The organism is Bryobacter aggregatus MPL3, from assembly GCF_000702445.1.
GTDB classification, from domain to species: Bacteria; Acidobacteriota; Terriglobia; order Bryobacterales; family Bryobacteraceae; genus Bryobacter; species Bryobacter aggregatus.
This window is the reverse complement of sequence record NZ_JNIF01000004.1, coordinates 542084-553163: the sequence shown is the minus strand read 5'-3', so window position 1 is coordinate 553163 and position 11080 is coordinate 542084. Positions and strand designations below refer to the sequence as shown.

The window sequence follows — 11080 nt, the reverse complement described above, 5'->3', positions numbered from 1 at the left end:
CACCTATGGTGCGAGAAACTGCCTACAACATGCCGCATCGAAGAAACGCGCGGTCCAAGTGAGCGGACGTTTCGAGATCGCCTCGATCCTCGCGATTGCAGATGATCTCACCGGTGCACTCGAAACCGGCGCAAAGTTTGCCGCTCGCGGCATCTCCGCCGAAGTCTCTACCGACCCGCGCGCCAAGCGCTCCCGTGACCTGCTCGTCATCGACACCGAATCCCGCCATCTGTCTCCCACTGACGCCGCGGCCCGTGTCCGCGCCGCGCTCAAAGGTCGCACCAGTCCGCGCCTCTTCTTCAAGAAGACAGACTCCACCTTACGCGGCAACATCGCCGCCGAGCTCGAAGCCCTGGCCGGCACCCCACTCATCTACGCGCCCGCCTACCCGGCCCTGGGCCGTACCGTTCGCAATGGCCAACTGCTGGTTGACGGCGTCCCCGTCCATCTCAGCAGCTTCGCCAAAGATCCCTTGAATCCCATCCAATCCAGCGACATTCGCACGCTCCTCGGCGCCCTCCCGGCAACCATCCTCGACGGCGAAACCGATCAGGATCTGATCGAAGCCGCCCGGATGGTTCTCGCCAGTGGACCCGGCACCATCGCCGCCGGATCCGCCGCGCTGGCCGAAGCGCTGGCCAGCGAACTCCATCCCACCCACCAGCCACCCCGGGAGTGGCCCAAGATCCGCCGTTGCCTGATCGTCAATGGCAGTTTGCACGAGACCTCGATCGCCCAGATCGCCAACGCCCCCAAAGCTCCCAATTGGGAACTGCTGCAAATCCATACCTCCCAGAAGGGGCTCGAACACGCGAAGCTCACTGCCCTCGCTGCCAAAGAACGGCTGCGGCAGGAGCGTTTCGACACCCTCATCGTCTTCGGGGGAGATACGGCCTACGCCATCCACCACGCGCTCGGAAATCCTCGCTTCCATCCCCTCGGAGAAATTCTCCCGGGCGCGGTGTTCTCCCGCTCCGGAAGCCTGAATTGGATCACCAAAGCCGGTGGCTTCGGAAACCCGGATTTTCTTTGCGATATTCGAGAGAGATGCACCTGACTCTCCCCTTCGGCGTCACCCTCGGCGACTCCAGCGGCGTAGGCCCTGAAATCCTGCTCCAAGCCTTCCACAGTCAGGAAATCCAACATCCCATCGTGGTCTACGGTGACCTCGCAGCGCTTGCCTTCTACAACAAGCAGCAAGTCCCGCTCCACCCCATCACCACTCCTGCCGATTACACGCCCGGTCCACTCAACGTGATCTCGCCCTCTCTCCTCGAACGGAGCGACATTACTCCCGGCCAGCTCAATGCAAAGTCCGGACACGCCGCCCGCGAGTACGTCATCGCCGCAGCCAAGGCCGCCCTTGCCGGAGAGATCGCCGCTATGGTCACCCTGCCCATGAATAAGGAGGCCACCCAAAAGACCGACCCGCACTTTGTCGGCCACACGGAACTGATCGGCGCCGTCTGCGGCGTCGACGACGTCACCATCATGCTCGCCTCAGACCAGTTGATCGTCACCCACGTCACCACACACTGCTCTCTGCTCGAGGCGATCGCCCGTACCAAGCGGCCCCGCATCCAGACCATCCTCCAGCTCACCAGCGACGCCGTCTCGAAACTGATTCCCAATCCCCGCATCGCCGTCGCCGGTCTCAACCCCCACGCCGGAGAACACGGCCTCTTCGGCCGCGAGGAGATCGACGAGATCGAACCCGCCATCGCCTGGGCCAAGCAGCAAGGCATGCCAGTCGAAGGTCCCTTCCCACCCGACACACTCTTCTATCTGGCCGTCCGCCGCAAGCGCTTCGATGCGATTGTCTGCATGTACCACGACCAGGGACACGTGCCGCTGAAGCTCCTCGATTTTGAAGGCGGCGTCAACATCGCGCTCGGCCTGCCGATCATCCGCACCTCTGTCGACCACGGAACCGCCTTCGACATTGCCGGCCAAGGCATCGCCCAATCCGGCAGCTTCATCAAAGCGCTGGAATTCGCCGTCCGCATGGCAAGCGTACAGAAAGACATTGACAACGTACACTAAATCAAGTACATCCAGGATATGCTCGCCACCGAACTCAGGAAGAATCTCTTCCAAAACCTCGACAAAGCAGTGAAAGGTGAGCCACTTCTGATTGAATACAAAGGTGTTACTCTGCGGCTGGAAGCAATTACGGGCGGCTCCAAGCTGGCAGGAGCCATCCAACGGAATGCGATCATCGGCGACCCCGACGCTTTGATCCACTCCGACAAAAATCTCATGGATGCTCTTGAATCCAAATGGCTTTTTGAGGACAAGAAGCTTTGAGTACGGTCTATCTCGACACCCACGTCGCCATTTGGATGCACGACGGCCTGCTCACCAAGCTTACCCAAGCGGCCATAGCTGCAATCGAGGAAAGCCCTCTCCTCCTCTCACCCATGGCCTATCTCGAATTCGATTCCCTCCACAAACGCAACCGAATCCGCTTCCCCGCCTCCACCATCTACGCGAACCTCAACACCAGTTTTGCCGTCACTCTCTGCACCCGGCCCTTCGCCGCCGTAGCCGCAGCCGCAACCGAGTTCACCTGGACCAGCGACCCCTTCGACCGCATCATCGTGGCGCAGTCCATCACCAATCCAGGCTCCCGTCTGATTACTGCCGATGAGACCATCCGCGCCCACTACGACCGCGCGGTCTGGTAGGCGACTTTACTTCGCCGCCTCCACGCTCTTGATCACGAATCCCTTCACGCCGCCTTTCTCCACCAACGTCCCGCTCACCTTCACCTTCTTCTCGATAAAGGGCATCAGCCTCTCATTCTGATTCTTGTGGTCGGCGGCCACCGGAATGTAGAGCGTCCCGCTCGCTTCATCCAGCAGCGCCAGCGGCACGCCCGCCTTGGCGCAGGCCGTCGCACAGGCCACATGCTTCTCCCCCTTCGTGTCGTGGGACAGATAGCAACCCGTGTCCACCACCAGGCCGGTCATCGTCATTTCTTTCCCATGGCTGTCATGGCCGTGCTGGCCATAGGCGAGACTCGCCGCCAGAATCATCATCTTCTTCATTGCGTTCATTCTCCTGATCCTTCGCTGCTCATTAGCAGCAATCCCTGAATCTCGACGGCGCGCTGCCAGGTACTCACCAGCGCCGCCACATAGCTCTCCTGCAACTGAAACAGATTCCGCTGCGCAATCAGCGCCTGCGGATAAGCCGCTGCCATCTGCCGGAAGTTCGCCAGATAAAGATCGTAAGCCTCCTGTGCCTTCGGAAGAATCCGCGTCCTGTAGCGCTCGACGGCCGTTGCCGAATCCCGGTAGTCCTTATAGACTGCCGCCAATCTCGACTGCAACGACAGCCTCGTCCGCTCTACCTCCAGCCGCGCATGCTCCGCCTCAGCCTTCGCTGCTTTCACCCCACCCTGGTTCCGATCAAAAATGGGAATTTGTACTCCAACATCAAAAATTCCCTCCAAACCACGCCGCTGTGTCGGCCCCAACGGACCCACTTCACCGAACTCACGGTTATTCCGTAAACCGCCTCGAATCAAGATGTCCGGAATTTTTTCTCGCTCCGCACGCCGGACCGAAAGCTCCGAGCGCTGCACGCCCACCTGGGCCGCAGCCAATTCCGGACTCTCGCGATAGATCTGCTCGAGCGCCTGGTCCGCATCCAACTTCGGCACCTCATCGAGACTCCCCTCCAACGCCGTCGGCCGCAAGCCCGGGTTGTTCACTACCGCAGCCAACTGACGCCAGGTCCGCTCCCGCGCATTCTCCGCATTAACCAGTTCCAATTGAATCCGTTCCGCCTCCGTCTCGGCGGCCAGCAGGTCGGGACGATCCGCCTGCCCCACATTGGCCAGTTCCCGAGACACCGCCACAGCCCGCGTCGCCAACTGCGCCAGATTCCCTCGCACTTCAATTAACATTTGATCGCCAAGCGCCTGATAATACAGATGCTTCACAGAATTCAGAACGCGTTGTTTCTGGGCATTCTGCTGCTCCACCGACATCGCCTGTTCCTGCAGCGCCACCTTGCGGCTCAGGCCAAGCTTCCCACCCGTGACAAAACGCTGCTCGACAAAGCCACCCAGTGCGCCACCGCCAGTCACCTTCGAGACATGCTCCCCGTTCGCACCGAAAGTCGGATTCGGCCACAAGCCTGCCTGCTGCGCTCGGCCACCAGCCGCTTCCACAGCAGCCTTCGCTTGTCCCAACGTCGGGTTGCGGCTCAACGCCATGGCCTCCAGATGCGCCAAGCTCAGCTTCGACCCAGCAACGGTCTTTGCCGCCACCAGCACCATGCCGCACTTCGGACATTTGCCCGGCGCCTTCGAACGGACCTCAGGATGCATCGGACAACTATAAACGACTTCTTCTTTTACAACTTCACTAGAATGAACATGTTCCTGCGAATAGCTCGGGACACAGATCAAGAATAGAAATAGGATTCTCCGGATCATGACTATTCCCCTCCCTGACCATGTTGGTGCTGGTGCGGAGCAGCGGCAGGCTTCGCATTCTTCTTCAACTCCATGATCTTGTCGTAGACTTCCGGCGTCACCACACGCACCAGCGTCATCATCCCCATCATTCCGGCGGTCCAACCCTTCCGCAGTCCGTAGTTCTCCGGCTTCTCCGGAATCATGTCATCCATCACCATCCACATGTCCTGCGGATAGCCAGGCACCTTCTTCTTCTCGGGGTCATCCTTCGGATAGGCTTCCATCGGGTCTCCCGGCTTCATGGACGCCATCGAGTGCCCTTCATGCTGTCCGGCCCCGGCAGCCACCAGATGTGAGGTGGCCCGATCCCGATCGGAAGCAACCCCCAGACCACGGCCCAGCACCGGCCCGAATTCCTCCGAGAGCGCATCTCCCTTCCGCAGCATTCCCATCCCTTCCTGCATCCCGCCCCCACTGTGCATTCCATGGCCGCCATGCGACATCGGCCCCACCATCGAAGCCATCTGGTTCATCATGTGGTGCGGCAGGTGGCAATGCAGCATCCAGTCGCCAACATACTTCGCCTCAAACTCGATGTTCCGCGCCTGTGCGACACCCACCAGAATCGTGTTCATGTCATACCAAAGATGCGCTGGAATGCGCCCTCCTTCGGTCCCGGTCATCACAAACTGCGCCCCATGCATGTGGATCGGATGGTGATCCATTCCGATGTTGATCATCCGGATGCGCACCCGTTCGCCCTGCTTGACGATCATCGGGCGGCAGTCCGGCCCCGCCTTGCCATTGAAGCTCAGCCAGTTGTACTCCATCGAAAGCGTATTCGGCACATTGTTATTGGGAAGCAGCGCCCACTCCTGCAGCACCAAACCAAAGTCGCGATCGACACGTGGTTCATACGGCTGCTTCGGGTGCATGATGAACATGCCAATCATGCCCATCATTTCCTGCATCGGAAAGTGCGAATGGTAGAAGAAAGTGCCGTGCTGGTGGAGCTCCCACTCGTAGACAAACTTCCCACCAGGCGGAATCGGGTCCTGGCCCAATCCAACGCTCCCGTCCATCTCCATCGGCACTTCAAATCCGTGCCAGTGCATCGCCGTCATCTCCGGCAATTGATTTTCGACAATCACTCGCACCCGGTCGCCTTGATTCACCTCGATCGTCGGCCCAGGCACACACCCGTTGAAACCCCAGGCCGTCAGTGGCCTCCCCGGCATCAATTGGGTCTCCACCACCTGAGCAATCAGATGGAATTCCTTCACGCCATCCACCATCTTGTACTCGAGCGTCTTCAAGTCCGGCATATCCACCGGAAGATTCATCGCCGCCTGGCCCGCTGCCTTCATCGGCATCGCATGACCGGCCATTCCGTGGGAACCAGGGTCGGCGGGTACGGTCTTCCCCTTCGACGATGGCATCACATGTCCTTTGTGGGGGTTCTGCTGGCCCTCTAAGCTCTTGCTCCCCGCCCAAAGGGCCGCGCCAACCGAAGCAAGGCGGGCAAATAAAGTCCTTCGTGCATTCATCTCAATACTCCTCGTGACAGATCTCCGCGCACGGCAAGCCGCGCGAGGCCATGGGTCTACTGGTCTGGAGAAGGTGAGATTAGATTCGCAGGACGGAAAGGAAACGGGAAGGGGTGCCAGGAGGCGAGTCGCCGGAACTTGCCGGAATCAGCAAACCGGCGGAAGCTAATGCAAGCTCCGCCACCTGATGCAGCGGCAAAAACAGAGCACCCGGAAAACCATCCAGGCTCAGAGCTCCAGGCTGACTTTCTGCCACCAGTTCGCGATGGGAGCAAGCCGATTCATCCGGCATCTGGGACGGCTCCGGCGTTTTCTTCTGGTGGCAAGGCATCTCATGCCCACTCGGAGCAGCCTTCTGCACGGGTGCGGCCACCGGCAAGAGCGAACAGAGTTTCAGGCACTGCGTTCCGCTCAGCACCGTAGTGATGAGAAGTAGCGCGAGCGTGGGAAAGAACCGGAGCACCTGTTCTGATCCTAACGCATTTCCAATCTCTGGCGCCTAAGACCTGAAAAAGCAAAGCTGCAGATCTGGCAACAAGCCAGTCACAACATTTTCAACAATATTTCTTCTTTATTCTCAACGTAATCACCACATACAAAATCAATCCACAGAATTCCCTATGCATACTCTAGAGCGGGTGGCAGGTGAGCTTGATCGCTCGCCACCTCATCTTGTTGTCAAAGGAAGTTCTGCCATGCCCCCTGATCCTCAACTCCTGGCAATCCAGAAGGAGGTGAACTCTCAGTTCCACCCTTCGAACCCTCTAGCGAAAGCACTTGCTGAAAAACTTTCCGAATCTTTATACCAAGAAAGACAGTTAGAGCATTTCATCAATCTCGCCATGGCCATTGCGCCCCAAAAGCTGAACGCTCTTGCGCCTGAGGATCGGCTGGCATATCAGACCCGTATCAATCGCGTCCAGAATCGGTTGAAGCGTCTGCGCCGCTCGGCGCTCGCCTATTCGACAGCACTCAGCTCCCGGCAATGGCAGCTCAACAACCCATCCATCTCCTAGCCAAACAAACCCAATTTCCAGAAATGAACACCACTATGACCCTGAATCCGCTTCCGGAATATATTCTCTATCCCACAGAGAATCGTGACGCCTTCCTTGCCCTTGTTGCCGAACTGCGGGAAGAGTACGATCCCCAGGATCCTTCGGAATTCGATATTTTTGAGCAGATGATCATCTCGAGTTGGCTCCGCAAACGCTATGAGAAAGTACGCAGCAACCTCTACGACTCCCGGCGGCAACTGCTCCAGAACGAACCCAATTCCCCTCGGATCGCCATCATCACAGACTCGATCCAGCGCTTCCAACTCGAAGTCGACCGCCAGAAGAAATACCTGTCGGGACTGCGCCGCGCTCTCCGCAAGGTACGATCCGGCGAGCAGAACGAAGCCAATTCCTCCGACTTCGAACACGAACTCGCGCCAGCCGCATAAGCATAAGATGGAGGGGGTTCTTCCATGCGCCGCCTCCTTCCCATACTCGTCCTCCCCCTCGCCGTCCTCGCGCAAAGCATCGAAATCGCCGACATCGTCAGCGTCCGCACCGACGGCGCGCCAGCCCAATGGATCCACAAGGTCAATCTCAGCGCCCCGGCTCGCGAACAATCCTGCGACATGCTCGTTGCCGGAGCGGGCATGGGCGGCGTCGCCGCAGCCATCGCCGCCACCGACCAGGGCCACACCGTCTGCCTCACCGACCCCACACATTGGCTCGGCGGCCAGATGACCTCCGGAGGCGTCTCTGCTCTTGATGAAAACAAGTTCATTGAGATCTCCGGCGCCTCCCGCACTTACCGCGAAATGCGCGACCGCATCCGCGCCAAGTACAACGGCAAAACGAACCCAGGCGACTGCTACGTCTCCAGCCTCTGCTTCGAACCCAAAGTCGGCGTCGCCGTTCTCGAAGAAATGCTCGCCCCGCGCAAGTCCCGCATCACCTGGATGCCACGCACCGACATTGTCGAGCTCGAGCGTAAGGGGCGCCAGATCGTCTCGGCGCTCGCCTACAACTACGAAACCCGCCAGCTCACCCGCATCCGGGCCAAGGCCTACCTCGACGCAACCGAAATGGGCGACCTGCTCCCGCTCGCCAAAGTCCCCTATACCCTCGGCTCCGAATCCCGCGCCGAGACCGGCGAGCCGCACGCACCAAACGAAGCCAATCCGGCTTGCGTCCAGAGCTTCACCTATCCCTTCATCCTCGAGCGCCAGCTCGCCCCCGGCCCGCTCACCAGTAAACCCGAAGCCTACGAGAAGATTCGCGACCACCAACCCTTCAGCCTGACGATGAACTATCCCACCGACCTCGGCTGGCGCGGCAGCTTCACCTATCACGTCTTCGGGGAAGAAGCTCCTATCCCGAACAACATGTCGCCGAAGCCCCTTTACTCCTGGCGTCGCGTCCTCCACATTGAAGGTCAACCCGAGCGCGCGCTCATGAACTGGCCGCGTCAGGACTACCACGACGAATCGATTCTCGACCGCAACGCGCTCGACACCGTCCGCATCATCCAGGCCGCCAAGCGAGTCGCCTTCTCCTTTCTGTACTGGCTGCAAGCCGACCTCGCCCACCCCGAACTCCAGATCGTGAAAGACGCCATGGGCTCCACCGACGGCCTCGCCCAATATCCTTACATCCGGGAATCCCGCCGCCTCAAAACTAGCCTCACCGTCCGGGAGCAGGACGTCGTCTCAGACTACCAACCGAATTCCCGCGCCCGCCAATACCCCAGCTCCATCGGCACCGGCTTCTATATGGTCGACATCCACCCCTGCGGCTCGAATGAGCGTGGCCGGATGATGATGCCCAAACCCTTCCAGGTTCCGGTGGAACTGCTGCTGCCCGAAGGAGTGGACAACCTCTTCGCCGCCGGCAAAACTCTCGGCGTCACCCACATCACCAACGGCGCCTTCCGCCTGCACCCCATCGAATGGAATGTCGGCGAAGCAGCGGCCACCCTCGCCAGTCTCCGCCTCCGCAATCAGGAAGCACAGCTCCAACAGGCCCTCGTCAAACGCGGCGTCCCGATTGTCTGGTTCGACGATCTGCGCACCACGCACCCGGCCTTCGCCTCCATCCAACTCGCCGCCATCCACGGCGCATACCCGCTGAGCCCCATCGATCTGCACGCCAGTCCCGAAGCGCCGATCACCCGCTTTGAGGTCGCACAAGCGCTCGCCGCGCACCTGGCCCAGTTGCAACTTCCGAAAGAAGCCGCCGCCCGTTTCGCCGTCGACAGCGGGTGGATGGCGGTCGACCACCGCAACTGGTTCCACGGCGACTTGCCCACGCTGTCCTCCGATATCCGTAATCTAAAGGTGACGGGGTTGCAACCGCTCACCCGCGCGGCCTTCGCCCAACTTCTCTACCCGCAATGAAAGCCAAGCACCCACTTGCGATCCGTTGGTTCCACTGGCTGAACTTTCCGCTCCTGGCCATCATGATCTGGAGCGGGTTGCTCATCTATTGGGCCAACGATGTCTACATCGCCTTCCCGGACTGGTTCTATGAGAAGGCAAATCTGAGTTACCGGCTCGCTGACGGCATGAGCTACCACTTTCTGTTCATGTGGTTCTTCGCGCTTAACGGAATCGCCTACGTCATCTACACGCTCTGGAGCGGTGAATGGCGCCACTTAGTCCCCGGGCGCGGGGCACTTGGGCAGGCTTACCAGGTGATCCTCTACGACCTGCACATTCGCAAGGAGCCGCTCCCGCCCGCCAAGTACAACGCCGCGCAACAGATCGCCTACACCGGCATCCTACTGATGGGCATCGGTTCCCTTATCACGGGCCTGGTGATCTATCGCCCCATCCAATTGCACGTCCTGACCCAAGCGCTGGGCGGCTATTCCGCTGTCCGCTTCCTCCACTTCCTGCTGACCGCAGGCTATGTGCTGTTCTTCTTCGTCCACGTCGCGCAAGTCATCCGCGCGGGCTGGCCCAATTTCAAAGCCATGGTGACCGGCAATGAATAGCGACAAAAGAGCCTTCCTCAAATTCGGCATCCTCAGCGCCGCCGCCCTCGCCGGTTTCAACCAACTGCTCAAGGTCTCGCCGCACCACTTCAACGAAGCCATCACCCGCAAGCTCTTCGGAGCCCGGCAGCTTGCGCCGGTCTTCCCGCGCGAACGAGCGGCGGAACCCAAAGAAAACGGAATGATCGGGCTCGACGAAGAGATCGATCCCACCACTTGGCGGCTGCAACTGGAAACACCCGGCCAACCGAACCGGACGATGACGCTCGACGAGATCAAAGCTTTCCCCAAGGTCGAGATGACCACCGAGTTGATGTGCATTGAAGGCTGGAGTGAGATTGTGAATTGGGGAGGCACCTCACTCAGCCACATCATCCCAACCAATGCGCCCGACTACCTAAGCCTCGCCACACCCGACAAGACTTACTATGTCGGGCTCGATCTCGAAAGCGCGCTCCACCCGCAAACTCTGCTGGTCTGGGAGATGAACGGCCAGCCCCTCACACCGGAACACGGAGCGCCTTTGCGCTTAGTGATCCCGGTCAAATACGGAATCAAGAACATCAAGCGCATCGGCACGATTGCCTTCCTCACGCAACGCCCCGCGGACTACTGGGCCGAGCGCGGCTACGACTGGTATTCTGCACTCTAGCCATAAATGGATCGACAACGAGCTGTCGCCATCGTCCTCTCCTGCCTGCTCTTCGTCGGCAGCCTCAGAGAAGCCTTCTCCTCTGACAAGCACCTGCTGAGTGACACCGCATTACAACTCTACGGCGCGGTCGCTATTTTCCTGATTGGTGGCCTCATTACGGTAGTAGTACGGAAAAATGGAAGAGCCTTCTGTCTTCTCCTCTTTGCTGCGACAATCATCCTGTCCTCAGCTCCGTTCAGAATTAGGGATTGGAAAGCGCAAAAAATCAAGGCCGAAAGGGAACGAGTCCAGTACCTCGCCTTCGAACAAGGGAAAGGACATATTCTCAATTTCGCGGAGTTGCCGAGTGGGAAGATTTTGATCGCCGGCCATGGGATCAAGCGGCTCAATGCAGACCGAAGCGGGTTCGGTTCACACTCAACGGCAGCGGAAGCGTAGTCGCTACATCGTTCCAGAAGG

The 11080-nt window shown here is 59.5% G+C and carries 14 protein-coding genes; 10 read left to right on the top strand and 4 right to left on the bottom strand.

Annotation, left to right across the window (positions count from 1 at the left end; all coding sequences use genetic code 11):
• The first annotated feature begins 58 nt into the window (after window positions 1–58).
• From M017_RS0122090 to M017_RS0122075, 4 genes are read left to right on the top strand one after another with little or no spacing between them, the layout of a single operon-like run.
• Window positions 59–1057 (top strand): four-carbon acid sugar kinase family protein, encoded by a 999-nt coding sequence (locus M017_RS0122090; protein ID WP_031500367.1) that lies wholly within the window; start codon window positions 59–61, stop codon window positions 1055–1057.
• Window positions 1048–2043 carry a 4-hydroxythreonine-4-phosphate dehydrogenase PdxA gene (gene pdxA / locus M017_RS0122085; protein WP_031500366.1) on the top strand — a complete coding sequence of 332 codons (996 nt, stop codon included), beginning with the start codon at window positions 1048–1050 and terminating at the stop codon, window positions 2041–2043. The genes M017_RS0122090 and pdxA overlap by 10 nt, the downstream gene beginning before the upstream one ends.
• 18 nt (window positions 2044–2061) lie before the next feature.
• Entirely contained in the window at window positions 2062–2307 is a 246-nt protein-coding gene (locus M017_RS0122080; RefSeq protein WP_031500365.1) for a hypothetical protein, read from the top strand.
• Entirely contained in the window at window positions 2304–2687 is a 384-nt protein-coding gene (locus tag M017_RS0122075) for a type II toxin-antitoxin system VapC family toxin (RefSeq protein WP_031500364.1), read from the top strand. Before M017_RS0122080 ends, M017_RS0122075 begins: the two co-directional genes overlap by 4 nt.
• Window positions 2688–2693: 6 nt before the next feature.
• On the opposite strand, the gene M017_RS28150 is transcribed toward M017_RS0122075, so the two are convergent.
• The 4 genes from M017_RS28150 to M017_RS0122055 form a co-directional block, all read right to left on the bottom strand.
• Window positions 2694–3050 carry a hypothetical protein gene (locus tag M017_RS28150; protein WP_155121565.1) on the bottom strand — a complete coding sequence of 119 codons (357 nt, stop codon included), beginning with the start codon at window positions 3048–3050 and terminating at the stop codon, window positions 2694–2696.
• 5 nt (window positions 3051–3055) lie between these two features.
• The gene (locus M017_RS0122065) at window positions 3056–4447 is read right to left on the bottom strand and encodes a TolC family protein (RefSeq protein WP_080508086.1); all 1392 of its coding nucleotides are present in this window, start codon (window positions 4445–4447) and stop codon (window positions 3056–3058) included.
• Window positions 4448–4449: 2 nt separating this feature from the next.
• Complete coding sequence (locus M017_RS27015; protein WP_080508085.1) at window positions 4450–5976, bottom strand: multicopper oxidase family protein; 1527 nt, start codon at window positions 5974–5976, stop codon at window positions 4450–4452.
• 79 nt (window positions 5977–6055) lie between these two features.
• Window positions 6056–6439: a hypothetical protein gene (locus M017_RS0122055; RefSeq protein WP_031500360.1), complete on the bottom strand. Its 384-nt coding sequence runs from the start codon at window positions 6437–6439 to the stop codon at window positions 6056–6058.
• Window positions 6440–6818: 379 nt separating this feature from the next.
• Between M017_RS0122055 and M017_RS29495 the strand changes: the two genes are divergently transcribed.
• The 6 genes from M017_RS29495 to M017_RS0122025 are packed head-to-tail and all read left to right on the top strand — an operon-like array spanning window position 6819 to window position 11059.
• Entirely contained in the window at window positions 6819–6992 is a 174-nt protein-coding gene (locus M017_RS29495) for a hypothetical protein (protein ID WP_155121564.1), read from the top strand.
• Between the two features lie 23 nt (window positions 6993–7015).
• Window positions 7016–7423 carry a hypothetical protein gene (locus M017_RS0122045; RefSeq protein ID WP_238326006.1) on the top strand — a complete coding sequence of 136 codons (408 nt, stop codon included), beginning with the start codon at window positions 7016–7018 and terminating at the stop codon, window positions 7421–7423.
• Window positions 7424–7447: 24 nt separating this feature from the next.
• The gene (locus M017_RS0122040) at window positions 7448–9367 is read left to right on the top strand and encodes an FAD-dependent oxidoreductase (RefSeq protein WP_031500357.1); all 1920 of its coding nucleotides are present in this window, start codon (window positions 7448–7450) and stop codon (window positions 9365–9367) included.
• Window positions 9364–9966: a cytochrome b/b6 domain-containing protein gene (locus M017_RS0122035; RefSeq protein ID WP_031500356.1), complete on the top strand. Its 603-nt coding sequence runs from the start codon at window positions 9364–9366 to the stop codon at window positions 9964–9966. The genes M017_RS0122040 and M017_RS0122035 overlap by 4 nt, the downstream gene beginning before the upstream one ends.
• Window positions 9959–10618: a molybdopterin-dependent oxidoreductase gene (locus tag M017_RS27010; RefSeq protein WP_051670715.1), complete on the top strand. Its 660-nt coding sequence runs from the start codon at window positions 9959–9961 to the stop codon at window positions 10616–10618. The genes M017_RS0122035 and M017_RS27010 overlap by 8 nt, the downstream gene beginning before the upstream one ends.
• A gap of 6 nt (window positions 10619–10624) precedes the next feature.
• Window positions 10625–11059 carry a hypothetical protein gene (locus M017_RS0122025; protein WP_031500354.1) on the top strand — a complete coding sequence of 145 codons (435 nt, stop codon included), beginning with the start codon at window positions 10625–10627 and terminating at the stop codon, window positions 11057–11059.
• Window positions 11060–11080: the final 21 nt, after the last annotated feature.